The organism is Paenibacillus sp. V4I5 (genome assembly GCF_030817255.1).
Classification (GTDB): domain Bacteria; phylum Bacillota; class Bacilli; order Paenibacillales; family NBRC-103111; genus Paenibacillus_E.
This window is the reverse complement of sequence record NZ_JAUSZB010000002.1, coordinates 645,971-672,611: the sequence shown is the minus strand read 5'-3', so window position 1 is coordinate 672,611 and position 26,641 is coordinate 645,971. Positions and strand designations below refer to the sequence as shown.

21 protein-coding genes and 2 pseudogenes are annotated in these 26,641 nt (G+C 46.2%); 21 read left to right on the top strand and 2 right to left on the bottom strand.

What is annotated here, in order from left to right:
* Positions 1–218 precede the first annotated feature (218 nt).
* Positions 219–740, bottom strand: coding sequence for a DoxX family protein (locus QFZ78_RS05055; RefSeq protein ID WP_307545948.1), 522 nt, complete (start codon positions 738–740; stop codon positions 219–221).
* A gap of 319 nt (positions 741–1,059) precedes the next feature.
* Here QFZ78_RS05055 and QFZ78_RS05050 point away from each other — a divergent pair, with 319 nt between their 5' ends.
* From QFZ78_RS05050 to QFZ78_RS05015, 8 genes are all read left to right on the top strand, one after another.
* A complete protein-coding gene (locus tag QFZ78_RS05050; protein ID WP_307545947.1) occupies positions 1,060–1,464 on the top strand; it encodes a hypothetical protein in 405 nt (134 codons plus the stop codon).
* Between the two features lie 403 nt (positions 1,465–1,867).
* Complete coding sequence (locus QFZ78_RS05045) at positions 1,868–2,266, top strand: MarR family winged helix-turn-helix transcriptional regulator (protein WP_307545946.1); 399 nt, start codon at positions 1,868–1,870, stop codon at positions 2,264–2,266.
* Between the two features lie 47 nt (positions 2,267–2,313).
* Positions 2,314–3,657 carry an SCP2 sterol-binding domain-containing protein gene (locus QFZ78_RS05040; RefSeq protein WP_307545944.1) on the top strand — a complete coding sequence of 448 codons (1,344 nt, stop codon included), beginning with the start codon at positions 2,314–2,316 and terminating at the stop codon, positions 3,655–3,657.
* A 43-nt stretch (positions 3,658–3,700) separates the two neighbouring features.
* Positions 3,701–3,832, top strand: a complete 132-nt coding sequence (locus QFZ78_RS05035; protein ID WP_307545942.1) for a hypothetical protein — start codon at positions 3,701–3,703, stop codon at positions 3,830–3,832.
* 88 nt (positions 3,833–3,920) lie between these two features.
* Complete coding sequence (locus tag QFZ78_RS05030) at positions 3,921–4,703, top strand: SDR family oxidoreductase (RefSeq protein WP_307545940.1); 783 nt, start codon at positions 3,921–3,923, stop codon at positions 4,701–4,703.
* Positions 4,704–5,114: 411 nt separating this feature from the next.
* Positions 5,115–6,242: an NADH:flavin oxidoreductase gene (locus QFZ78_RS05025; RefSeq protein WP_307545938.1), complete on the top strand. Its 1,128-nt coding sequence runs from the start codon at positions 5,115–5,117 to the stop codon at positions 6,240–6,242.
* 764 nt (positions 6,243–7,006) lie between these two features.
* On the top strand, positions 7,007–8,017 hold the full coding sequence (gene msrA, locus QFZ78_RS05020) for a peptide-methionine (S)-S-oxide reductase MsrA (RefSeq protein ID WP_307555495.1): 1,011 nt from the start codon (positions 7,007–7,009) through the stop codon (positions 8,015–8,017).
* Between the two features lie 373 nt (positions 8,018–8,390).
* Positions 8,391–8,819, top strand: coding sequence for an organic hydroperoxide resistance protein (locus QFZ78_RS05015; RefSeq protein WP_307442810.1), 429 nt, complete (start codon positions 8,391–8,393; stop codon positions 8,817–8,819).
* 275 nt (positions 8,820–9,094) lie between these two features.
* Here QFZ78_RS05015 and QFZ78_RS05010 read toward each other — a convergent pair whose 3' ends face one another.
* Positions 9,095–10,243 carry a glycoside hydrolase family 26 protein gene (locus tag QFZ78_RS05010; protein ID WP_307555493.1) on the bottom strand — a complete coding sequence of 383 codons (1,149 nt, stop codon included), beginning with the start codon at positions 10,241–10,243 and terminating at the stop codon, positions 9,095–9,097.
* On the opposite strand from QFZ78_RS05010, the gene QFZ78_RS05005 reads away from it, so the two are divergent.
* The 13 genes and pseudogenes from QFZ78_RS05005 (at position 10,242) to QFZ78_RS04950 (ending at position 26,637) form a co-directional block, all read left to right on the top strand.
* A complete protein-coding gene (locus QFZ78_RS05005; RefSeq protein WP_307545936.1) occupies positions 10,242–10,988 on the top strand; it encodes a DUF5110 domain-containing protein in 747 nt (248 codons plus the stop codon). The two genes, QFZ78_RS05010 and QFZ78_RS05005, sit on opposite strands and share 2 nt — an antisense overlap.
* Before the next feature lie 41 nt (positions 10,989–11,029).
* The gene (locus QFZ78_RS05000) at positions 11,030–12,013 is read left to right on the top strand and encodes an ABC transporter permease (RefSeq protein WP_307545934.1); all 984 of its coding nucleotides are present in this window, start codon (positions 11,030–11,032) and stop codon (positions 12,011–12,013) included.
* Positions 12,014–12,072: 59 nt separating this feature from the next.
* A complete protein-coding gene (locus tag QFZ78_RS04995; protein ID WP_373460401.1) occupies positions 12,073–12,912 on the top strand; it encodes a carbohydrate ABC transporter permease in 840 nt (279 codons plus the stop codon).
* Positions 12,913–12,976: 64 nt separating this feature from the next.
* Positions 12,977–14,551, top strand: coding sequence for an extracellular solute-binding protein (locus QFZ78_RS04990; RefSeq protein WP_307545930.1), 1,575 nt, complete (start codon positions 12,977–12,979; stop codon positions 14,549–14,551).
* 98 nt (positions 14,552–14,649) lie between these two features.
* Positions 14,650–16,380: a sensor histidine kinase gene (locus QFZ78_RS04985; protein ID WP_307545928.1), complete on the top strand. Its 1,731-nt coding sequence runs from the start codon at positions 14,650–14,652 to the stop codon at positions 16,378–16,380.
* Positions 16,381–16,383: 3 nt separating this feature from the next.
* Entirely contained in the window at positions 16,384–17,124 is a 741-nt protein-coding gene (locus QFZ78_RS04980; RefSeq protein ID WP_307545926.1) for a response regulator transcription factor, read from the top strand.
* The gene (locus QFZ78_RS04975) at positions 17,121–19,448 is read left to right on the top strand and encodes a glycoside hydrolase family 95 protein (protein ID WP_307545924.1); all 2,328 of its coding nucleotides are present in this window, start codon (positions 17,121–17,123) and stop codon (positions 19,446–19,448) included. The genes QFZ78_RS04980 and QFZ78_RS04975 overlap by 4 nt, the downstream gene beginning before the upstream one ends.
* Before the next feature lie 1,206 nt (positions 19,449–20,654).
* Positions 20,655–21,095, top strand: a pseudogene (locus QFZ78_RS04970) (aldo/keto reductase); the annotation flags it as partial.
* A 78-nt stretch (positions 21,096–21,173) separates the two neighbouring features.
* Positions 21,174–21,281, top strand: a pseudogene (locus QFZ78_RS38405) (IS1595 family transposase); the annotation flags it as partial.
* 75 nt (positions 21,282–21,356) lie between these two features.
* Positions 21,357–22,121 carry an IclR family transcriptional regulator gene (locus tag QFZ78_RS04965; protein ID WP_307545922.1) on the top strand — a complete coding sequence of 255 codons (765 nt, stop codon included), beginning with the start codon at positions 21,357–21,359 and terminating at the stop codon, positions 22,119–22,121.
* Positions 22,122–22,207: 86 nt separating this feature from the next.
* Entirely contained in the window at positions 22,208–23,089 is an 882-nt protein-coding gene (locus QFZ78_RS04960) for a fumarylacetoacetate hydrolase family protein (RefSeq protein WP_307545920.1), read from the top strand.
* Positions 23,090–23,138: 49 nt separating this feature from the next.
* Entirely contained in the window at positions 23,139–24,608 is a 1,470-nt protein-coding gene (gucD, locus tag QFZ78_RS04955; protein ID WP_307545918.1) for an alpha-ketoglutaric semialdehyde dehydrogenase GucD, read from the top strand.
* A gap of 46 nt (positions 24,609–24,654) precedes the next feature.
* Positions 24,655–26,637, top strand: a complete 1,983-nt coding sequence (locus QFZ78_RS04950; RefSeq protein WP_307545916.1) for a YjhG/YagF family D-xylonate dehydratase — start codon at positions 24,655–24,657, stop codon at positions 26,635–26,637.
* Positions 26,638–26,641: the final 4 nt, after the last annotated feature.

Below are 26,641 nucleotides of genomic sequence, written 5' to 3'. Positions count from 1 at the left end.
GCATATTTATATCATTTACTTACCAAAAGGAGAGTGCTTGTGCGTATAAATAAGGAAGTAAAAAAAGCCTATATCGATTAGGCTTTTTAACTTATTATCCTATACGTCAATCTCCTGATACATCTGAATGAAATGAAATAATTGAAATTGGAGATCAATTACAGAAAGTAAGTATTAATATTTTAGGATAAAGGTAAAGTTTTTGCAGCTTATTTAGTCTAAGTGGTTTGGGATTGTATGGAAGATTGCCCGTTCCGAGAAAGTTTTCGGGCATATTTCCTAACCCAAGGAATAACCCAGTAATCCCCGCCGAAGCGACCCGCGTTCATCCCCGCTGCCAAGAGGAAAAATTGGATGAGGATCAGGTTCGGATTGAGGCTAATCGTCCCGGCAAACAAAAAATTGAAGTTCATGAAGATGCCCATGAATGCCGCGAACGTGGTGAGAGTACCTGTGATCAAGCCAAGACCAACGAGAAACTCGCCCCATGGGATCAGGAAATTAAAAACATCCACATTCGTCAGGGTGAAATCTTGAAGGAAGTCCCCGTACCATTGTTGAACAATAGGCTTTTCTCCACCCGCTTTGGCAATCGCTCCCTTCATAAATCCGGAAGCATCGAACGGCTTGTCGCTGGATAATTTTCCCCACCCGGCTGAGATGAATTTCCATCCCACATACAGCCGTAACACAGTCAAGAGTCCTGCCGCCGTCATACTGTTTCGCAACCAATTCATCATGAAAAATCCCTCCAAAATACGTATTTGGTCATCATTATTCGACCAGAAAAGAATTGTGCACTGTTTGCAACTTTGTTAAACCACTCCCCCTATGTTTCCCTATGGAATAACTTTAAACATAGGTACACATTTTTGCATTAGGGAAACTTTTGATGATTTTAATATACGCTGAAGAAAGGTTTTTGTAAACCGAAATTTACTCGCGGCAACTCCTATTTTTGTTCATTCAAGTAACGGGCAAGTTTAACGCAACTTTCTGACTGCTGGAGGAGTCAATAAAGATGTTAAGAAATAGAGATCATCAGAGCAGGTGGATAATTTGAAACGTTTACTCTCCCTGATAATGGCTTTTACAATGGTCTTCTTTTTTTCAAATGAACAAGATGTTAAAGCTTTGTCGTGCGTTGATGTGGGAAGTCCCCAAGCAGCTTTAGAAATGTTTGGTGGAGCTGTTTACGGTGAAGTTAAGCAAATAAAGGTGGACTTGAAGCAAGAGGGGTTTTCGGGGACAAAAGAGAAAATTAGATATATTTTAGTTGAAGTTGAACGAAGTTGGATTACTGAAGTTGATTCGCAAATTATTGTAGCAACTGATTACACCTGGGGCTATGAATTCAAGGAAGGGAATAAATACTTAATATACATTAGCGAAGTGGATGGCGAATTAAGCAGCAGTTCGTGCAGCACGACAATTGAAATAAGGCAACCCTACGCAAGTAACTGAACTGTTCGGTGAAGGATTACGACCAATACTACAAGTAAACGTAGAACACAAGATGTGGTTTATGTTTGAACAGGATATTGATGTGTACATTGTTGTAGTTGCATTAGTGTTCGTAGTGATCGCTGTCCGTTTCATGAGAGCAAGTAAGAAAAAAGGTTAAGGGTACGAATAGCAAACATTGCGCTAACGGGTACGATGCTTCATAAACAAATTGTAAAAGAAGAAAGCGGCGGGATATTTCCAGCCGCTTCTTTGTACATAATAAAAAAGGATACGTTCAGGTTTAAGATGATTATAAAGATTGACGTCGACACAATATGTGTATATACTCATATTTATGAGAGAACATAATTCAACTTCAGATTTTTCAGGGACGACCGATTATACAGCAGAGTGCGCTTGCTTGAATTTAAGAAAAGCGTCCCGGTTCATTACCAGTTTATATGATGAATATTTAAGACCAGTCGGGCTTCGGGCAACCCAATTGTCTGTCCTTATGGCACTTGAACAGGCCGGGTCTGTCACCATTACATCTCTCTCCGAAATACTTCTGATGGATAGGACCACATTGCCACGGGATCTCAAGCCGCTTGAGAGACAGGGCTGGGTGTCGATCACGGAAGGGGAGGATCGCAGGAAACGATTTATTGCTCTGACACCCGACGGCCGGGACCTGCTTAAGCGTACGCTGCCGTTATGGGAACAGGCGCAAATCCGTATTCGAGACTATATGGGCGATGACCCTTATAAAGGTTTGCTTGGTCAATTGTCTGATATCGTTAAGCTGAATAGGCGAGATTAATTTTTTTTCACCTAAAAGGTGTATATACACTTAATGAGAAAGGATAGATGAAAGTGGCCGATATGAAAAAACATCCAACAGTTGTGCGTTACTACGAATCCTCTGCGCAATCCGCCACTCTTGACAACGAAACGCTTGATTATGAGTGGATACGTGAATTGTGTCTTGAGGCCGGAGCTGACGATGTCGGGGTTATATCCATTGAACGCTCCGAATTGGATGATCAGCGTGATGACATTCTGTCCGTATTTCCGCATGCTAAGACGATGATCAGTTTCGTTGCCAGAATGAATCGAGAACCGATCCGCACACCAGCGCGATCCCTTGCCAATATTGAATTTCATCATACCGGCGATAAGGTAGCTGAGACAGCCCATCATATCGTGTCCGCGTTGGAAGCGAGAGGAATACGGGCTTTAAATGCAGCAATGGGTTTCCCGATGGAGATGGATAAGTTTCCCGGCAAGACCTGGGTCGTATCGCTCAAGCCTGTTGCCGTTGCGGCAGGGTTAGGCCATATGGGCATCCATCGCAACGTGATTCATCCGAAATTCGGAAACTTCATTCTGCTTGGCGCCGTTATGATCGATGCCCGGGTCAACAAGGAAGACCGGCCGATTGACTACAACCCGTGTCTGGAATGCAAGCTTTGCGTATCTGCCTGCCCTGTGGGCGCGATCGGTGCGGACGGACAATTTAATTTTTCTTCATGCGCTACGCACAATTATCGTGAGTTTATGGGCGGTTTCAGCGACTTTGTGGAAACGGTCGTGGACAGTAAGAACTTCAAAGAGTACCGGAATGAAGTACCGATAACCGAAACGACTTCCTGGTGGCAAAGTTTGAGTTTCGGGGCTAACTACAAAGCGGCTTATTGTTTATCGGTTTGTCCGGCGGGCGATGATGTGATCGGGCCGTTTCTGAAAGACCGTAAAGGGTTCATGAATGATATATTAAAGCCGTTGCAGGCCAAAGAGGAGACGATCTATGTAACCCCGGGCTCCGATGCGGAAGCGTATGTCATGAAACGTTTTCCCCATAAAACGGTAAAACGCGTCGGGAATGGACTCAGGCCGAACACGATCCGCCTTTTGATCACCCTGATGCCTCATGCATTCCAGCCGAAGCAGGCGTCGGGTTTAAACTGCACCTATCATTTTACTTTCACCGGAGATGAAACGAAACAAACAACAATCGACATCCGTGACAATAAGCTCCAGATTAGGGACGGTTTTCACGGCAAGCCGGATATTCAGATTACGGTGGATAGCAAAACGTGGCTTAAGATCGTGGCGAAGGAAAAAAATGTGGCTGCGGCATTGTTGACAAGAAAACTTCGGATCAAAGGGAACCCCAAATTGTTGATGAAATTTGAGAAATGCTTTGCTTAATAAGAGTGTGTATACACTATTATGCATAGTGGGATTGAATCCGATGCATTATTGGAGAAAGACGGCAATCATTGGTGGTTCGATGAGAAGCATGAAAAAACATTCAAAACCGAAGGCGGCGAACGATATGCCTATCTCACAAACCATTGATCAATTAGCGATCGATATGATTTAAGTTGAAGGTTGTCGATCGACGCTTTGAACCACGCCGGGCACATTCGTTCGAGCGGAATCAATCATTTATAGAGAAAGGATTGATTTTTATGAAAATGGATTCCAACACAATTCTTATAACGGGTGGAACATCCGGGATTGGATTCGAGCTTGCTACTCAGCTCGTTCAGCTTGGGAACACCGTAATTATTACCGGGCGGGATCAGTCCAAGCTGGATCTAGCAAAAAAGAAACTTCCATACGTTTACACATTTCAGTGTGATGTAAGTGATCCAAAGGCCATTTCCGACCTTTTTGAAAAAGTAACCAGTCAATTTCCAGAACTGAATTTTCTGATCAATAACGCTGGGGTTATGCGTAAATTGAACTTTCATACCAAAGAGGTTGATTTAGAGGATATCAGTAGCGAGATTGAAATTAACCTCAGCGGTTCGATCCGGATGGTGAACCAATTCTTATCGCATTTAAAGGCGAAGAAATCCTCTGCGATTATGAATGTCTCATCCGCACTTGCATTTGTTCCTTATCCGGTATTGCCGGTATATTGTGCGACGAAAGCCGGTATTCATTCTTTTACACAATCACTGCGAATGCAGCTAAAAAATACGAATATTAAAGTGTTTGAATTAGCGCCTCCAACTATTCAGACCCCTTTAATTAAAGCTCTTGATGGTTACGAGATCAAAGGCGTAAAGCCAATGGATGCCGGTAAGATGGTTAGGTACGCAATCAAGGGTTTGGAAAAGGATCGCTTTGAGATCCTGCCGGGCCAGAGCAGTGCGCTGAAGTTTATGAGTCGTGTTGCACCTCAGTTTATTTTAAATCAGATGAGTAAAACCGTTGATAAAATGCTGGCTCAAACCAAGAGTTAACTATACGGAACTGTATTCACGCATCGGTCCATTCGGGCCTAGATGCCAGAAGTCGATTAAGCTAACGGAGAACGTTAGTTGAATAAAACTGCGACAGTCTAGGACTTTATTTTCCTGTCCATAACTGTCGCTGTTTCTATTTCAGGGTCAGTCTAATACTTATTTTACGGGACCTTACGTTCTAAATATTAAAATGGCCGCCTAGGATCGGCAAGGTCAGTCTAATACTTTGTTTTCCTTCTACACCGACGCAAGAACCGCGGCTGCGGTATGCAGAAAACAGTAAGTAAAAAGTAGTGCTTTTGGAGAAAGTATGGTATAGTAAATTCAATAACTGTAATATTTTACATGACAGTTTAAGTGGCAAGGCTTATGAAATCAGAATTTATTCATAATGGAGGTAATGCTAAAATGAATAATCAAAAAATCCAACCTGCCTCCAAGCTAGGACCTTTATTCGAGTCCTCCAAGCTTGGAACTTTGAACCTAAAGAACCGGGTCGTCATGGCTCCAATGACGAGAGCTTTCTCTCCAGGAGGAGTGCCGGGTCCTGATGTGGCCGCTTATTACCGTCGCCGTGCTGATAACGGTGTTGGGCTTATTATTACGGAGGGTACTCTGATCAATGATCCGGCTGCCACCAATAATCCGAATATTCCGAATTTCCATGGGGAGGAAGCGCTAAAGGGTTGGGCTCGCGTCGTCGCGGAAGTACATGAAGCCGGCGGGCTGATTATGCCGCAGCTATGGCATATCGGCACGGACCGTAAGGTAGGAGCCGTTCCGAACCCGGAGGAGCTGCCGATCGGACCTTCAGGCTTGGATCTCGCGACCGGGGAAAAAGTCAATGAGCCGATGAGTCAGGAAAGGATCGATTCCGTTGTTGCCGCTTACGCACAAGCGGCGGCGGATGCCAAACGGATCGGCTTTGACGGGATTGAGCTTCATGGCGCCCACGGCTATTTGATCGATCAGTTTTTCTGGGAGAGAACGAACCAGCGCACCGACAGCTATGGCGGAGACCTTGTGAAAAGAACCCGTTTTGCGGCTGAAATTATTGCGGCTTGCCGTCGCGCGGTAGGACCCGATTTCCCTATCCTACTACGGATATCGCAATGGAAATCAAGTGATTACGAGGCGAAATTAGCAGCCAATCCGGATGAACTGGCCAAATTCCTTGCGCCGCTTGTAGAAGCGGGTGTTGATGTATTTCACTGCTCGACCCGCCGCTTCTGGGAACCGGAGTTCGCCGGTTCCCACCTGAATTTCGCAGGCTGGGTTAAAAAATTAACCGGCAAACCTACAATCACTGTGGGCTCCGTAGGTCTGGATAATGAGTTTCTATCTTCGTTTAGAGGGGAAAACGCAGGTACGGCGAACGTGGATACCTTGACCGACAAGCTTAACAATAGAGAGTTCGATCTGGTTGCAGTCGGCCGTGCGCTGCTGGTTGATCCGGCATGGGCGGCTAAGGTCCGCGATGGCCGGCTTGACGAGCTGAAGCCTTTCACCCCTGAAGCGCTGCGTTCGCTATCTTGATTCTGCTGTAATTCTAACCTTTTGTTTATATGATTGGGCACTCCGAGTTAGTGGGAGAGCCCGTTTTTTTGTTTGACGACTTAACATGTGTTATAGCCATTCCTGCAATTGGCGATAGCGGGCGGAATTGATCGGTGGCCTTTTCAGAACTAACGGGCAGGATAATACGGTAAGTTAGTGAATTTATTATTATGGAATCTTGCTGGAATTTCTCTAAAGAGTGGTGAGTAAAGTCATGGATCTAAACAATTTCTTATGTAAAATCTTTATTGATACTGATGTACAATACGAGTATTTTAGAACGCAAGCTGCGCTATTCTCAGTTCGCCATCTATTATAATTGAAAGAGCATGACTTTTGGCATAGAGCATGAAATTTATCATGCTTTAGCGATCAAATGTTGTGCTCTTTTTGATGTAAAGACATGACTTTCCACAGGTTTGCATGCGCGCTATTCTTGTTAAAATCTAAGTAATGAAAACAAAAGAAGGATAGGCGTGAAAATACTTGGCTTAACGGTTCGATTCGTCCTTGTGGTTGTTGTTATTACATTAGTGGTTGGAACTTTGTATGAAGTAATTTGTTTTCTGAACTATTAAGAGACTAGGGTGTACGCTATCCAAATATGTACCGCGGAGGTGTAAGGGAACATGAAGGTAACAAACCGCAAATTAATGGCGCTGTCCATAATTCTACTTGTCTTTCTTGGTTACTCCTTTTTCAGTTCAAATCACAAAAAAGACATCGTGAAAGCTCAAGATGCGATGACAACAACGAATGAAATTTCGAACACGCCAGACGAAACGGCTATTTTTGCAGGTGGCTGCTTCTGGTTGATGGAAGAGGTATTTGAGAAGCTTGATGGTGTGTTAGGCGTTGAAAGCGGCTATACGGGAGGCCATAAAGAAAATCCTACTTATGAAGAAGTGGGGTCTCAAACTACGGGACATCTCGAATCGGTGGAAGTTCGATATAACCCGAATCAGATTTCGTATGATAAACTACTGCAAATTTTCTGGCGAAACGTTGATCCAACGGACGCAGAGGGACAATTTGCTAATCGCGGCAGCGAATATCAAACCGCCATATTTTATAAAAACAATGAACAAAAGGAGTTGGCTGAGGCGTCCAGAGATGCTTTAGTAGCTTCAGAAAGGTTCAAAAAACCGATTATAACGAAGATTGAATCTGCATCGACGTTTTACAAGGCGGAAGCAGAGCATCAAAACTTTTTCAAGAATAACCCGATCAGTTTCAAAATCAATTTGCTCGGCTCCGGCCGCGATGCAAGCTTAGAAAGAATCTGGGGGAGTGACAGAAACGTGAACATTCAAAAAGGTTTTAATAAGGAAGAAAAGCTGAAAACGCTGACCAAACTCCAATATGAGGTCACTCAACATGGGGTGGACGAAGAGCCATTTAACAACGAATACTGGGACAACAACGAGCAAGGCATTTACGTGGATATCGTTTCCGGCGAGCCGCTGTTTAGCTCGAAGGACAAATTTGATGCAGGTGTAGGCTGGCCAAATTTCACAAAACCACTGGAGCCCAACAATCTGATTGTGAAAAATAGCTATGGCTTTGTGTCTGTAGCTCCCGAGGTTAAAAGCAAGAATGCCGATTCATTTCTTGGCCACAAGTTCAATAACGGTCCCAAACCAACGGGAGTACGATACTGCATTAATTCAGCGGCTTTAAAATTTATACCGAAGCATGAACTTGAAGAAAGAGGCTACGGTGCGTATGTCCAGCTTTTTGATGAACAGTCATGATGAGTTCGATTTTCATAAACCAAAAACAGCTTTCGAAATTTGATTTACTCCATTTACGGTAGAGTAGTTAAACCAGCTATTGGAGTTGGAACAAATTTAGAGCAACTGTCGCCGCATAATTTGCCGCATGCTTGGAAGGTGCGATGGGTACTATATTTAAGGATGCGAGTGGTTATGTACTAGCCATGAATATGAGCATCGCTATCAGAGGGCATATAAATCAGAGTGGTTGTGGAAAGCGTTCGCGGAAGCCCATCTAGTTTGCCTTATGCCAAAGCAACCCGTGGTAATATCGAATTAGTACCGAACGCAGTTGGTTTATCAGCGCACAAAAAGTATAAAATAATCCAGTAATAAAAGGAGAGTTTCGGAAATGGTAAAAATGGAAAAGAAATTGTATACGGCTACTGTAAACGTTAAAGGCGGAAGAGATGGCAAAGCTGTTTCCAATGATGGCAATCTTAACTTGGACTTGAGATATCCTAAGGAATTAGGGGGTAACGGAGCTGGAACAAATCCAGAACAACTCTTCGCTGCAGGATTTGCCGCATGCTTTGAAGGTGCGATGGGTACTATTCTTAGAAAAAAGAATATTAAAGCGGAAGGTATAACAATCGTTTCTAATGTTACGCTTGGCAAGGATGCGAGCGACGGCTATGTACTAGCCATGAATATGGACATCACTATAAGTGGCGTAGAAACAAGCGTGGCTGAGGAAATCGTCGCGGAAGCCCATCTGGTTTGCCCATATGCTAAAGCAACCCGTGGCAATATCGAAGTAGTAACAAACGTAGTTGGTTAATCAGCACTTACTTCGTCGTGATACATATTGATCCATACGTGTATCCGGTTTTGGTTGTGATTACTTTCACGGTTTATGCAGCAATTTTCTGGGTCGTTCGATACGTTAAACGAAAGAACCTGTAAGCTTTCGATGAATGAATCAATGATTCGTTACGCTAACGGAGAACTATAGGCTGAATAACAAAAGGTCAGTTTGCTTTTGCAGACTGACCTTTTGTTATTGTTTTCTTATCAGGGGGATCGCTATTCATGAAGGCCCTGTCTCACTTTGCACTATTTGTAAGCACCCGTGCTGATAGCAGTTACTTCCATCTTGGCATTGTAAGCCAACGCGTACCAAGGTTCTGAGCCCGATTCAGTACTTACTTGAATTTCTATTTCCCAAGGAGCCTCATAACTGACGCCAAGAAACTGATTGCCTTGGTAAATGGCGATTGCAAATGGGGGTTCACCCAGCTCATTCTCAAGCGTAGGATATACAAGAACGTTTTGTTTCCCAGTAGGAAGAGAACGACCTAGGAATGGCGTATAGCGGTATTGAATTGGATCCACACCCGGCTCGATTTTACTTAAAAACCAATCTGATGCTATCAGTCTTTGATAAAACCCGTCCATGAATGGATTCTCCCCGATATCGTACACGTAATTTCCGTTCGTTCGAACCGCCTGTGATCGGCTGAAGTTAAAGTATGTGATGGCTTTAACCTGAGGAAACAATCGCGGCAGCAAACCGTACATGTACCCCAACTGGCTTTCCGCCCAGCTCCAGTAAGCTTTGTTAGTGGGTAAATACGTGTGAGCAATAGCTCCCTCTGAAATCATAATAGGCTTATGACGATAGCGGTCGTAGAGAGGGGCGAAGGTATCGATAACGGTGCCCTTTAGCTGTTCTTGACCTGCTGAGAAGGGGGTGCTATACAAGGGAAAACCGACCCAGTCCACGTAAGAGTCCCCTGGATAGTAGTCATCGATCGTATCCGGCGGCCAGAAATTAGGAGACCACACCATAGCTACATTTGGAGCATCTTCGGCCATAATGTCGTGAATAAGACGGAATTTCTCAATATATTTCTGGGGTTCTCCGTGCCATGGCACCCATGCTCCGTTCATCTCCGAAGCATACCGTAGGAAGATCGGAATGCCGGAGGCCTTGGCTTCACGTGCGAAACGGCGGACGTATTCGTCATCCTGCACGTCATCTATGCCGTAGCGCGGTTCCCAACCAATCTGGAGTGCACCGTCAAGCGCCTTCACTCTTTCGGCAGTCCGAGCGGGGAAATATGTGTTCGTATCGGTCTGCACCTTCCGCCATCCAACATAAGCCAAGTAAAGAGCGTGCTTGCGTCCGTATACGTCTTCAATCTTCGTAACATCATAGCCGACCCTGCGATCTGCCCCGAGCATGCCGATATACGATATCATGGTCAAATTTTTAAAGCTTCGATACAAGTTAATGCCGTACATCTATTCTCTGGAGGCGCTATTTCTCATAGAGGCATTTGACTTCCGGGAAGATGTGCAATCGCATAACGTAGACGATCAATTCATGTTCGGACCAGCACTTCTAGTTTGCCCAGTCACAACAGCGATGTATTACGGTCCGGAATCCCGTAAGCTTCACGGCGTAAGCAAGTACCGCAACGTCTACCTTCCCGTCGGCGATTGGTACGATTATTGGACGGACGAGCGTACGGAGGGCGGAAGGACAATAAAATCCAAAGCCAACCTAGAGACGATGCCGCTATATGTCCGTGCAGGATCCATCGTTCCGCTGGGAACGAATATCCAGTATGCTGACGAACATCCGGCAGGGGATATTCGTTTGAAGGTTTATCCCGGCAAGGATGCTATATTCATCTTTTATGAGGATGAGGGAGACAGTTATGGTTACGAGGAAGGAGCTTTTGTCACAATTGAGATCCAATGGAACGAGGCTTATGGATTGCTGGCGAAGCCGGTCAATGCACGATCTCTTACCATGGTGAGCCACTCACAATCAGGCAAGACGATGTCAGCTAATCCGGGTAACTCCGACAACTTCAGCATGGCCAAGCTGTTCCAAAAGTTTGGCCATGTTATTATTTCTCCGCAAAGTCCGTTATATATACCTGATGAGATCAGATCAAAAATTGACAACGCTTTCTCAAAAATTTTGGCTTACCGGTGAGTACTGCAGGGATGTAGTATGGGATTAAGGGAGGAACGAACATGGAACTAGATACGCAGCTAGCAAGACCTTCAGCCAAAGTAGGTGAGAAAGCGCTTTTATGGAAGCGGTTTAAACAGCAAAAGATGCTTCATTTATTCGTTGGGCTAGGGATGATTTTCTTACTGATTTTTTCCTACACGCCTATGTTCGGCATCATCATGGCGTTTAAGGATTACAGCATCTCATCCGGCATTAAGGGCATTTTCACCAGCGAATGGGTCGGTTTAAAATATTTCGACGAATTCGTAAATGATTACCAATTCGGAACCATCGTTCGCAATACGCTCATGTTGAGCTTGCTGAAGGTAATCTTCACCTTCCCCGCACCGATCATTTTTGCGATCATGCTTAACGAAGTGAAACACATGGCCTTCAAACGATTAGTGCAAACCGTCAGCTACTTGCCTCACTTCATTTCATGGGTTGTCGTCGTCAGCCTCGCCTTCTTCTTCCTATCAGCAGACGTCGGACTTGTGAACAAGGCGCTATTGGGACTTGGTCTCATAGACAAGCAGCTCGATGTTCTGACCAATGCGAACTACTTCTGGGGACTGGCGGTCGGAAGTGCTATGTGGAAGGAGATGGGCTGGTGGACTATTATCTTCCTGGCGGCCATCACGGGCATCAATCCGGCTCTATACGAAGCGGCGCAAATCGACGGTGCCGGGAGACTGGCACGTATCCGCCACATTACGATTCCAAGCATGAAGGGAACGATCATTGTCGTCCTTATTCTCACAATTGGCAGTATTCTCGGCGGTGGTCTGGTCGGCTCGAACTTCGAGCAGGCGTATCTTCTTGGGAACACCATCAACAATCCAACCTCGGAGATTGTTCAGACCTATGCGTTTAAAGTCGGCCTACGGGATGGTCGTTTCTCATACGCAGCAGCCATCGACCTGATCCAATCCTTCATCTCGGTTTTGTTGATCTTCTCCAGCAATTACATCGCCAAGCGAAAGTCGGATTCAAGCCTATTCTAGTGAAAGGAGGAACGTTCGTGCTCCATAACCAAAAACAGAAGGACATTCTTCTAGACAGCATGATTTACGTGGTTCTACTCATCATCATGCTCACCATGTTGTATCCGTTCTACTACGTTCTGATCGTATCGTTCAACAGGGGATCCGATTCGCTTCTCGGAGGCGTATACTTGTGGCCCCGAAGTGTTACTTTAGAAAATTACAAAACATTCTTGGCAGATCCAAAATGGTTTCGCGCTTTTCTGGTTACGGTTTCCCGAACGGTGCTGGGTACTACGCTGGGCGTTCTATTTACATGTCTGGTTGCTTATGGTCTTTCACATCGGAATCTGTTATTCAGCAAATTTTACTTCACGGTTATTATTTTCGCGATGTATTTCTCCGGCGGCCTCATTCCGTACTACGTATTGCTACGCTCGATCGGTTTACTGAATACGTTCGGTGTATATATCATCCCGTCCATGCTCAGTACTTTCTTCCTGCTTATTGCTATCTCGTTCTTCCGTGAGATACCCGGCGAACTGATGGAATCCGCTCACATGGACGGCGCGAGCGAATTTGTCGTTTTTTTCCGGATCGTCCTGCCGGTTTCGATGCCGCTCATCGCGACGATGTCCTTGTTCATGGGCGTAGGTCAATGGAACTCATGGCTGGATTCGGCTTACTTTGTACAATCGGAGAGCCTGCGAACGCTCACATACCGCATGATGGAAATCATCAACAAGTTCAATTCGCCGATGGATGCGCTCGCAGTCGCGAACGGCTCCTCGTCGGGAGTAACGAGCTTCTCGCTTCAGGTGACGGCGATGGTTGTCTCGATAGCGCCTATCGTGTGCATATACCCGTTCCTGCAGAAGTACTTCGTCCAAGGAATCATGCTTGGCTCTGTCAAAGGATGAAAGCTTGCATCGATATTAAAGCATTTGCTTTAATATACAAATCAACAACATTGGAGGGGTCGTCTTGAAAAGAACAAAAGGTTACAAAGTACTTGTCACGGCACTGGCATTTGTACTCGTTCTGATGCTGTTGTCCGCCTGCAGTAAGGTCAATAACAGTGGCTCGAATACAAACCAGGGAGCCGAAAAGAACAACGCGTCTTCCGTGGGGAATTCGGCGGAGGAGCTAACACTGTTTATCGATGCACCATGGTACCCTGTCAAGGAATGGAAAGGTCCGATCGCTGATAAAATCACCGAGAAGACGGGAGTTAAGTTGAAGGTGACAGTAGCAACGGACGACAAGCAATTGCCGCTGATGATTGCATCGGGAGATTTACCGGACTTAGTGTTTACGTATGGAAATGTTAGCCGGCTGTCTGACTCGAAACTGTCTTATCCCTGGAATGAGCTGATCGAAAAGTATGCGCCTGACTTTAAGATTGATAAGACGCGGATTGCAATCCATACGATGGATGACGGCAACTTCTACACGATCCGCAATGCTTTCGCAACTCAGGAAGAATGGGCGGCAAATAAATACGCATTGGGCAACAACGGCAATCCGGGCATTGCCGTACGTGAGGATATCTTGAAGCAACTCGGGAACCCACCCATTAAGACGCTGGACGATTTCGTCAACGTGCTGGGCATGGTTAAGGACAAGTATCCAGACATGGTACCGCTTATTATGGACAAGGAATGGATCGAGCAATACTTTTTGATGCAGTTTGGCGTGGATGCGACCTTTGGCAGTCCCTGGTTCGAACAAGGAGGCAAAGTAGACTTTTTCATTCGCCATCAGAAGATGAAGGAATATTTCAAGTTTATGAACAAGCTATACCGAAGCGGCTACATCATGGCGGAAAACTTCGCACACGCCAACGATAAGATCGACGATCAGTACGCGACAAGCGGTAAAGCGTTTGCCCACATGTATACGGTGAGTGTCGCCGACAGCGACAATGCCGTGGTCAAGCGCGAAGGGGGCGCCTTCACATTCAAGATGCTGCCGACCTCTCTGTCGAGTGATGCGAAAATTATCAGCGGAGGGGTTGGCTTCGCAGGTACGTTCATTACGAAGAAAAATAAAAATCCTGAGAAGTCGATCAAATTGCTGCAGTACTTGGCAACCGACGAAGGTAAGAAGCTCACGATGTTCGGAATCGAGGGAGAACATTGGACCTGGAACGAAGAAGGTTATCCGAATCTGAAGTATAATCCGAATAACGCCCAATTTGTCGAAAGCAATGGGATTAAATGGTGGTATCTGTATAACGATGGCATAACGGAAGGGCTATGGAGCTACGTACCGGGTACGATGACGACCCAATCGCTCATGGAAATCAAGAAAATTACCAAGTATAAGCCGGAGCTTGGCCTGATTCAGGCAGGGCCGGACTCAAAAGAGAGAACAATGAGGACCAAGATTGATGAAATGATCAAAAACGAGAAGGTCAAGGTATATCTAGCCAAATCCGAAGAGGAAGCGATGGCCAACTACGAGAACATGGTCAAGAATGCAGAGCAGCTCGGACTGCAAAAACTCGTTGATTGGGCTAATGAGACCTACCAGAAAAGGAAAGATTTATTCAAGTAAGCAAACGGTAACCGGTAGGGGCAATTATGCCTCTACCGGATTTTGGTTGCTCATGATATGGTTATAAGGAAATTCTGAAGGCAGAGGTATCTGTGATCATGAGCATAGTCCGCAAAATTATTGTTGGTTACATCGTACTGATTTTTATTCCAGTCATCGTTTTTGGATACTACTACTACAATCAAATCTATGGAAATCTGACGAAGCAATTCGTTGAAAGCCGGCAAAAGATACTGGAACAAGCATACGCAAATATGAAAGCAGATCTAACACGAATACAATCCATCCATCGTCTCCTACAATACAATCCATATGTGACTGATTATCTGGATGGCCTTTATGAATCGGACGCCGAGAGTATCTTTGCTTATACGCGTTATATCAATCCGATATTCACACAATCTTTTTTTTCCAACCCGGAGATAGAATCGCTGAGAATTTATAAGATAAAGCAACAGGTACTCACAATCACCGATCGGTTTATCGACACATCCTTGCAAGGGGGAGAAGCTGACGAGATTTCCCTTTCGTTGAAGCCGGGTTATGGAAAGTGGACACTGCTCGAGCCACAAGCTCCGGAACCACAGCTAATCTATTATCAGAATATTTATAATAACAATATAACCGAGAAACTTGGACTTCTAGAGATACGTATCAACTGCGATTTGATTCATAGGTTCTATAAAGCAGCAGGGGTTGAAGGGAACTGGAAGTCCTCTTTACTGTCTGAGATCGGCAAGCCATTGGTCAATGGAGAAGCTACATCGAGACTTGATGATAAAACACTGAAACTGCTAGAAGCGAATGAAAGCAATGCTTACGTTATCACTAGGCAAACGATCGTGAATCAACTGGATATCAAGGAACTTGGGGTTCGAATCGTCATTATGGGGAAGGTAGAAGAAGTATTTCGCGCTGTAAAAGAAAAGGAAGCTGTACTGATCTTAACAATATTCGCTTTTCTGGCAGCCTTGTCCTTTGCTTACTATCTGCTTGCATCAACCATCACAAAGCGCATCCTTCGGCTTGCAAGACATATGCGCAATCTTGGTGACGATAATATGAAGTTGATTGTCAACCGCCATGACAATCAAGATGAAATAGGATTTCTCATCAACACATACAATAACATGATCAACCGAATGGATGAGCTTATCAACAACGTCCATCGCGCTGAATTACGAAATAAAGAAGCTGCCTATCAAGTGCTTCAGGCGCAGATCAAGCCGCATTTCTTGTATAATACCCTGGAAACGATCCGGATGCTCGCCGAAATCGCCAATAACAAAGAGGTAGCGAACATCTCGTTCTGGTTCGGGAAACTGATGCGCTACAGCTTGTCTTCTCAAAAGGAAGAAACGGTGCTCGCGAGGGAAATTGAGACGGTAACCTTTTATCTCAACATTCATAAAATGCGGCTTCTTGACAGGCTGACCTACGAAATTAATGTTAATGTGAATGCAGATAAAATTGCATGTCCGAGATTCATGCTTCAGCCTCTTATTGAGAATAGTATTGTTCACGGAGCGTCAACTGTGATTCGGCCCGTTCATATTCAGGTTCAAGCAGAAGAAACCGTGGATGAAACCCGGATCTACATTATTGACAATGGGGCAGGCATCCCACAAGAGAGATTGCACACCATCCAAAGTAAATTGTATCGCGACATTGAGACGAAACCATTGAGTGAGGGAGGAGGACTAGGGCTCTATAATGTCAGCGAGCGTATCAAATCTTTCTATCGTGGCGCGTCTCGGCTGGAACTTACAAGCGAACAGGGTAAAGGCACATGCCTGACCATCATAATTGATAAAAGGGACGGCGAGTAAACGATGAAAATACTGATTGTCGATGACGAGCCACTGATTCTGAAGGGTCTTATGAAGGTTGTTAATGAAGTGGCGCCTCCTGGTACGAAAGTTCGTGTGGCAAATAACGTGTCTGAGGCACTTGTGGTCATGCAGGCATATTTGCCGGATGTCACGGTTACGGATCTGAATATGCCGGAGAGGAACGGATTTGAATTGATCGAGGAAGCTCGAAAAGGCGGATTGTGTGATCGATTTATTATTTTGACTGGATATGAAGATTTTGATTATGTTCGTAAAGCGCTGCGCGTAGGCGTCGTGGACTATTTATTGAAACCGATCGACAAGAATGAAATTGCGAATCTACTGGCGAGAATTGCAGAGGATCTACCTCCCGACTCGGATTCGGATTACACTATTCATTCCAAACGGATCCTTCTTTACATGGAAAGCCATTACATGCAAGACCTTTCGTTGGGGCATCTTGCGGATTTAATGAATCTTCATCCGCACTATATCAGCAGATTGTTCAAGAAGGAAACAGGCGATAACTTTGTAAATTATTTAAACACACTGCGAATCAGAGAAGCGCAGAAACTGCTGAAAGCTCGCTGGCATCTTCCTGTAAATGTGATCGGACAGAGGGTTGGGTTTGAGAACAAGCATTACTTTACGAAGGTTTTCAAAAAATATACGGGTATCACTCCAGGAGCATATCGTGAGGATGGAGTGACTGAATCTACCGATGGAGGGGATAGTTGTTGACAGATCTTAAGTTGTTATTTAAGAGTCCGGCTACGAAATGGGATGAGGCACTGCCGATCGGTAACGGCAGGCTGGGAGCGATGGTGTATGGACAGACTCAACTGGAACGATTGCAATTAAACGAGGACTCCGTCTGGTACGGCGGACCACGGGACCGTAATAACCCGGATGCAAAGGCAAATCTTCCGGAAATCCGACGTTTGATATTTGAAGGAAAGTTGAAGGAAGCTGAGAGGCTCGCTGTCTTGGCGTTGTCCGGTTTGCCGGAATCGCAGCGGCATTATTTGCCTCTCGGTCACCTTTTTCTTGACTTCTCTCTTCCAGACGGCGAACCGGATAATTACGAACGTACACTTGATATGGAAAAAGGCACCGTTTCGGTCACCTTCAGTCAGGGCGGCGTTTTATTTAGACGCGAGTTCTTTGCCAGTTACGTTGATCAGGCAATCATTATGAGGCTTACAGCAAATCGGTCTGGTGCAATCGGTTTCACCTCACGTCTGGAGCGTGGCCGTTGGCGGTACGCTGACAATGCCGGACGAGAGGGAAACAACGCGATCTGGATGAGCGGGAATTGCGGTGGTGAAGGGGGCAGCCAGTATGGTGTAGTGCTGAGAGCAACAGCTGAAGACGGCACGGTAAAAGCAGTCGGCGAGCACCTGGTCGTGGAGAATGCAAGTAGTGTGACACTTGTTCTGTCCGCCGCAACTACATTCCGTTTCCTTGATCCGCTGGGGGAAGCAAGGGAGAAAGCGGAGAGTGCCGTTCTTCTCGGTTATGCAGCGCTATATCGGCACCACATAGACGACTATTGCGAACTGTTCGGACGAGTATCGCTGTCGATGGTTACGAAAAACGTGGAAATCGGACGCATGAGCCTATCACAACGCATGGACAGGCTCAGCGGTGGAGAATCTGATCCCGACCTTTTTGCGCTCTATTTTCAGTTCGGCCGTTACTTGCTCATATCCTCCAGTCGGCCTGGCTCGCTGCCCGCTAATTTGCAGGGCATCTGGAACGAGCAATTCCTTCCGCCGTGGGACAGCAAATATACGATCAACATCAACGCGCAGATGAATTACTGGCCGCCGGAATCGTGCGCGCTTTCCGAATGTCACGAGCCTCTCTTTGAGTTGCTGGACCGGATGCGCGAGCCCGGCCGGCATACGGCGTCCGTCATGTACGGCTGCAGGGGGTTCACTGCTCACCATAATACCGATATCTGGGCGGATACTGCTCCACAGGATACATGGCTACCCTCCACCTATTGGCCGATGGGAGCCGCATGGCTCTCGCTGCATTTATGGGAGCATTACCAATTTACAATGGATGTGGAGTTTCTCGGCAGCGCATACCAAACCTTGCGGGAAGCTGCGTTGTTCTTGATCGATTACGTCGTGGAAACTCCGGGCGGTGAGTTGGTTACCTGCCCATCTGTGTCACCGGAGAATACATATATCCTTCCAAACGGAGAATCGGGCGTACTATGCGCCGGACCATCGATGGACACGCAGATCATTCGTGAACTATTCAAAGCAGTACAAGAGTCCGAACGGATACTCGGCATTCAAAAAAGTGAGGCTCTAGGACCGGAGTTGCAACGGGTACTGATGAAGCTTCCTCAGGAGAAAATTGGACGGCACGGCCAACTTCAGGAATGGTATGAAGATTATGAAGAGGCGGAGCCGGGTCATCGCCACATCTCCCATCTATTTGCCTTGTATCCCGGCAGCCAGATCACGCCCGATGGCACACCCGAACTGGCGGCAGCGGCACTTCGCACGCTGGAGAGGCGGTTGGTGAACGGTGGAGGCCATACCGGATGGAGTCGAGCATGGATCATTAATTTCTGGGCTAGACTTAGGAACGGCGAGGAAGCGTTGAACAATCTTATCGCGCTTCTCACGCATTCAACGCTACCAAATTTTTTCGACAATCATCCGCCTTTCCAGATTGATGGAAATTTTGGCGGTGCGGCTGCGATCGCTGAAATGCTTCTTCAGAGCCATGCCGGCGAGATACATCTTTTGCCTTCGCTACCACAGGTGTGGCATTCGGGGAAGGTGACAGGTCTTCGTGCCAGAGGCGGCTTCTCGGTCGACATTGAGTGGGCGGAAGGAACTCTAAAATTCGCTCGGGTTGTTTCTTGTAAAGCCGCTGCCCTATGCAAGGTGCGTAGCAGCATCAACGTATCGGTAACGGCTAACGGAGCACCGGTCGATGTCTGGCAGGAGAATGGAGTCGTCGTCTTCGAGACCGTTGTTGGAGGAGTTTATAACCTCGAGGCGTCCATACCGAACATTTTTGGGCCATCTGGGCGGTAAAATTTCGGTACAACTAATTTCCTTTTAAAAATCGGGATGTTTTATCGAACGAATATCCGAGTAAGCAGCTGATGCTAGAAGAAGTGAAGCAACGCACCTATACGATTATGAAAGAGGCGCAGGTGGTGATCAACGTTTCCTAAGCTCACCTTTACACTCGGTGTCGGCACACCACATCTTGGTGTCGACAGCTTGATTCGTCAAGTTTGGCATAAATCTTCACATACACACGAGATGAAGTATAATGAGGTTTCTTATATAGATATTACTGATTTTTTCCGATCTATGATTTCGTACAACCTTTTCCAAATGTTTTTTCCCAAGTAACATACGACTCCATTTGACACGGAGAGTTTGGTACTGTCTTGTTATTTGTCAAAAATATATTGAACTATTAAATCATTGAATTAGGGAGCAGTGGCGGCTACTGCTCTTTTCATTTATTCGGAAGAATAGCTAAGCTTCGGTAGCATCGCTGCGAGCGACACATGGTCACATTACTAGCTGCTTATATTAGAGGTATTTTCATGTCCAATAAATAAAATGAATGTGCATTGTCGAGATAATCTTGTCGCTAATGGGTATAGTTTCTTGTCGTTAAAAAAAGTTGAAGTACAACGACATGAAGTTCCCTATTAAGAAACCTTGATAAGTCAAAGGTTTCTTACAAGTAATTACCCCGAATAAATTCTTGCGGCATGAAAATCCCATCAAAACGTGAGAAATACAACTCTTCGAGGAGTAGTAGTGAAAAAAAGAATCATACAAAATATACGTTTGTATGATTCTTTTGATATAACACTTATTTTTTTAAAAGCGAATGATTTGTTTGAGGGCAGTCGTTTTTTTAATGTGTTACGCCGGACGTCGAATTGGACGAAGGATATGTCCAAATTTAGAAGGACCGCAGAAGGCCTGGGAAATCCTCATTCACCCCTCCTAATTCTGAAATCCTATAACTTTATATAAAAATGGTTCTTGGTCCCAGTAACTAACAACTGTTATAATATCACCGATTTGTGCATAACCGTTTAATACTTTACATTTCATTTCTAACACATCCATTTCCGTGTTCCGGTATATTCTTTTATTTGCCAGGGTGTTTTCTTTTGCTTTGTAAATTTAAGTAATCAGCTTGAATGCACGATTAGCGTTCTAAGAAATAGCATTTCAAGGACTGGAAAAACTGATCGAGCTTTGCGCGGTCGATTGCGCCTAAGACGGCTGACTTCCAATCAGCCGATCTACAATATGCTTGAGCGCTATATTGAGCGTGAGGTGCTTCCCGTCTCTGGGCAAAATGGACTGGGGCAGGTCGTTTTCTCCCCGTTAGCCCAAGGAATCTTAACCGGTAAATACAAGCTAGGACAACCGCTTCCTACCGATAGCCGTGCAGCCAACAACTCCGTGAATGGCGTCATCAACAGCTACCTTAACAATAGCGTCCTGCTTACTGTTCATGAGCTAGAGCAAATTGCACTTGGACTAGACATCACGCTCGTTCAACTTGCCCTTGCATGGGTGCTTCGCCAGCCATGTGTAAGCTCAGCGCTGATTGGCGCGACAAAGCCTGAACAGAATGAAAAAACGACCCTCGCCCCAATAAAAACTGGGAATGAAAGTCATTTTTTTATGCGTATCTTTTAGATTGCTCTTAAAAACTACAGGTTCTTCAATGGCCTCGACTCCCTAAGCTCTCTTCGTTACTCGTAATACGTGCTTAACCTGGCCAAGGAAGGCTTCCAGCATGTAGCCCACAAATACGATCTGAAAGGAAATCCAGATCATCTGAAATGGCTTCACACAATTATTTCAAATGCAAAAGCATTTATTAGTGATAAATAATAACTTAATCTTGATTGTATGGTTGTAAAAGATTATTATGGACTTGTAGATAGGAGTGATACCATGCCTATTATTCAAGCGCTGGACAGAGCATTGAAAATATTGGACTTATTCGACGAGCATACGACTGAGCTGAAAATTACAGAAATCAGCGCAAGAATGGAGCTTCACAAGAGTACGATACACTCCTTATTGAAAACTCTTCAGTTACACGGTTACATCAATCAGGATATAGAAACGGGAAGGTACAAGTTAGGGTTAAAGCTCCTGGAAAAGGGACAGCTTATGCTGCAAAGCCTAGATATCCGTACAGTTGCCCGAAAGCACCTGGCTGCTTTGTCGGAGCAGACAGGTCAAACAACCCATCTTGTTATTCTTGATGGGAAGGAAGGCGTGTATTTGGATAAAGTGGAAGGGGAAAAGGCTGCGATCCGTTATTCCCGAATAGGCCGCAGAATTTCACTTCACAGTAGCGCGGTAGGAAAGGTGCTGGCTGCCTTTAGAACAAAGGAAGAGATCGATAAGCTCCTTCGGAATTACCATTTCTCCAAGATTACAGAAGCGACGATTACGGAGATTGAGGCATTCCTTAACGAGCTGATTCTGGTAAGGGAGCAAGGGTATTCCATTGACAATCAGGAGAACGAACCGGGCGTACGATGCGCTGCAGCACCTATTTTCGAGCATAATGGCTCGGTTGTAGCAGCGATTAGCATATCATCATTGATTTCAACGGTAGATGATTTATTGTTTAAACAGTATATTGCCTTACTTAAGAAAGAAGCAGAAACGATTTCACAGACCCTGGGGTTTCGGCAAGTTTTGTAAAGCATGTCGAGTCCAGGCATTTTTTACACTATTATTTGAGAACACTGTTTTATAATATAAAACAAATTTAGAGGAGTGAGCAATTTATGAAAATTATCCGTTTTATAAATGAAGGGCTTTCACAGCTAGCTGCAGTTAATGACGAAGGGCAAATTTTCGAATTGCTGCAAAGCGATTTTTTAGCTTTGATTCAAGAAGCTGACGAAAAAGAGATTTCACCTCTCGAGTTGGTTTTGAAAATGATCGAAGGCCGTGAAGCGCTAGCATGTCAAGTAGATCAGCTGGAGCTACTCGTTCCAATTGAAGCGCCAGAAGTATGGGCTGCTGGGGTTACCTATGAGCGAAGCAGAGACGCACGGAATTATGAGGCGACCGAAGGCAGACTGGATGCCTTGACCTTTTATGATAAAGTTTATGACGCTGTGCGCCCGGAGATTTTTTTCAAATCGACGGCTGCCCGAACGGTAGGTCCAGGCGGCGAAGTACAACTCCGAAGCGATTCCGTGTGGCAGGTGCCAGAACCGGAGTTAGGTCTTGTTCTAAACGCTATGGGGAAAATCGTAGGATACACCATTGGCAATGATATGAGCTGTCGGGATATTGAAGGCGAGAATCCGCTCTACCTGCCTCAGGCCAAAGTATGGAAGCGTTCCTGCTCCCTGGGACCAGCGATCCGTTTAGCCGAAACGGTAGACGACCCTTACAACTTGCAGATTACAAGCCGAATATATCGCAATGGGGAAAAAGCTGTCGAGGGAACGGCTAATACCAATCAGCTAAAACGAAAGCTTGACGAATTGACCGAATTTTTAATTCGGGATAATGAATTGTTTGACGGGACCGTGCTTCTGACGGGAACGTGTATTGTGCCGCCTAACGAGTTTACACTTGCTCACGGAGACCGGATCGAAATTGAGATTAGCGGTATTGGGAAACTTGTTAATCATGTTGTAGGTGCAGGAAGCTAATCTATAATTATCCGATTGGTAGATAACATACATTTAAGGAGGAATATATATGACATCCGTATTTGTTGGAGGGCAAACTTATTTAAATTATATAAACGGTGAATGGTGTGCAGCCGGCGCTGGGCAAACTGTTCCCAGCATAAACCCAGCTAAAAGAACTGAAGTCGTGGGCTATGTCCAATTGTCGTCATTGGAGGAATTGAACCAAGCCGTTGCCTCCGCCAAAGCGGCGCAGCAAGGTTGGAGAAAGCTATCGGGATCGGCGAGAGGGGATTATTTGTTTAAAGCGGCCAATGCACTTGAGAGACGCATCGATGAAATTGCCGAGACGATGACACGGGAAATGGGCAAAACATTGCCGGAAGCAAAGGGCGAAACTGCACGAGGGATCGCAATCTTGCGCTACTATGCGGGGGAAGGGATGCGGAAAATCGGGGACGTGATTCCCTCCACGGATAGCGAAGCGCTGATGTTTACGACCCGTGTGCCCCTTGGGGTTGTCGGAGTTATTTCACCTTGGAATTTTCCAGTGGCGATTCCGATATGGAAAATGGCGCCAGCCTTAATCTATGGCAATACGGTTGTGCTGAAGCCTGCTCAGGAGACAGCCGTAACGGCTGCCAAAGTCGTGGAATGCATCGCTGAAGCGGGACTTCCTGCAGGTGTATTAAATATGGTGACAGGCAGCGGATCTGTGATCGGGCAAGGTCTTGCAGAGCATCCGGATGTAAACGGAATTACGTTTACCGGCTCCAATCAAGTTGGCAAACGGGTCGGTCAAGCGGCACTAGCCAGAGGGGCGAAATATCAGCTTGAGATGGGCGGGAAAAATCCGATCATTATCGCTGAGGATGCCGATTTGGATTTGGCTGTCGACGCGACGATCAGTGGTGGAATCCGTTCGACAGGACAGAAATGCACGGCAACAAGCCGTGTCATTGTATTGCGTGTTGTGTATGAAGCTTTTAAAGAAAAACTTCTGATCAAATTAAAAGGTATAACAGTTGGTCACGGTCTGGATGCCGGTACATGGCTGGGCCCATGCGCCAACGAAAATCAGCTGCGAACGGTGCAGTCCTACATTCAGAAAGGGATAGAGGAAGGAGCGGAGCTTATATTCGGCGGAGCATCACCGGATCACCCAGATCTCGCCGAAGGCTTCTACATTCAGCCCACCGTGTTCGATAAAGTAACTTCGGAAATGGCGATTGCCCGGGAAGAAATATTCGGCCCGATACTCGCGCTAATTCAGGTCGAATCCATGGAAGAAGCCATTCAACTGGCTAACGATTCGGATTATGGTCTGAGCGCTTCTATTTACACGCAAAGCATAAGCAACATTCTTTTGTTTATTCAAGATATGGACGCCGGTTTAGTAAGAATTAATTCCGAGACAGCCGGGGTGGAGCTGCAGGCTCCGTTCGGCGGAATGAAGCAGTCTAGCTCTCATTCGCGCGAGCAAGGCCAGGCGGCCATTGAATTTTTCACATCGATAAAAACGGTATTTCTCAAAGCGTAAGCGTATCACTTTTGCTATGAAACCTAATTCGGAAGGGTGAGGGTTGATGACAGAGCAATTAAAATCGATTATGGCAAATGAAAATAACGATTTGTTTACTATCCGTACGCACACGCAGGGCCCAAAAGGCTCATTGCCACTAACAAAAGAAATGTTATTGCATGCTCCAAGCGGAGAATTGTTCGGACTTACCCAAAATGTTGGGATGGGGTGGAAACCGTCTCGCCTGAAGGGTAAACAGTATCTGTTGTTAAGCACGCAAGGAGGCATACGTAAGGAAGACGGGAGTCCAGTTGCGCTCGGCTATCATACCGGTCACTGGGAGGTTGGCCTGCTGACGCAGGCTGCTGCAGAGGTGATCACAGAAAGCGGAGGGGTTCCTTTCGCCGGATATGTGAGCGACCCTTGCGACGGTAGGTCCCAGGGCACGGAAGGCATGTTTGACTCTCTTCCTTACCGCAACGATGCAGCGATCGTTTTCCGGCGACTTATCCGCTCCTTGCCTACACGCAAAGGAGTGCTCGGTGTGGCGACCTGTGACAAGGGACTGCCTGCCATGATGATTGCTCTCGCCGGGATGCACGAGCTCCCTTGCGTAATTGTGCCCGGCGGAGTGACATTACCTCCCACGGAGGGCGAAGATGCCGGGAAAATCCAAACCATAGGTGCAAGGTATGCTAATGGCGAAATCAGCCTAGAAGATGCTGCCGACCTCGGCTGCCGGGCTTGTGCTACACCGGGCGGAGGCTGCCAGTTTCTTGGAACGGCAGCTACTTCGCAGGTTATTGCAGAGGCTATGGGCATGACGGTGCCTCACGCTGCGCTTGCACCATCAGGACAGCCCGTATGGGAAGAAATGGCTAGGCAGTCGGCCCGAGCGATGATGACGCTAGAGGAAAAGGGAATCCGGATGAAGGATATATTGACCGAAGCGTCCATCCACAATGCGATGGTTGTTCATGCGGCCTTCGGCGGATCGACCAATTTACTGCTGCATATCCCTGCTTTCGCTCATTCGGCAGGGCTGCCCATTCCGTCTGTTCAAGATTGGATTCGTATCAATAAAGCCGTACCAAGGCTAGTCAGCGTATTGCCGAATGGTCCGGAATATCATCCGACTGTGCGCGTGTTTTTGGCCGGAGGGGTACCGGAAGTGATGCTGCATCTCCGACGTTTGGGGGTACTGAAAGAAAATGCGTTGACCGTAACTGGTGAAACGCTTGGTACTGTATTGGATTGGTGGGAAACGAGCGAGCGCCGTCAACGAATGAGAAGTCTGCTTATGGAAATGGATGGCATCGATCCGGACTACGTAATTATGAGTCCAGAACGTGCCAAAGAAAGGGGATTGACCTCGACGGTTACGTTTCCTACTGGGAATCTGGCTCCGGAAGGTTCGGTGATTAAATCGACGGCGATTGACCCATCAACTATTGGAGAGGATGGGGTATACCGCCATCGGGGCAATGCCAAGGTGTTTACCTCGGAGAAAGCGGCTATCTCGGCAATAAAGAAAGGCGGCATTCAAGCCGGAGATATTATGGTGTTGATTGGGCGCGGACCATTGGGTACCGGGATGGAGGAGACCTATCAATTAACCTCAGCACTAAAGCATTTGCCGTTCGGCAAATACGTATCCTTAATTACCGACGCCCGGTTTTCGGGCGTATCCACAGGTGCCTGCATCGGTCATGTTGGACCTGAAGCGTTAGCTGGCGGTCCGATTGGTAAACTGCGGGATGGAGATACAATCGATATCGTAGTTGACCGAAATCGTTTGGAAGGCAGCATCCATTTTCTAGGCGATGGTGGCAAATTGCTGCCCCCAGAAGAAGGAGCCCGTGTGCTTGCTGCCCGCGACCCTCACCCAGAGCTCGCCTCAGACGAAAAACTACCAGCAGATACTCGTTTATGGGCTGCCTTACAGTCTGTCAGCGGTGGAACCTGGGCAGGGAGTGTTTATGATGTGGATCGAATTCTCGCTGTATTGGAAGCAGGTACAAAAGCATTGGCTGTGCAGAACAATTAGGAGG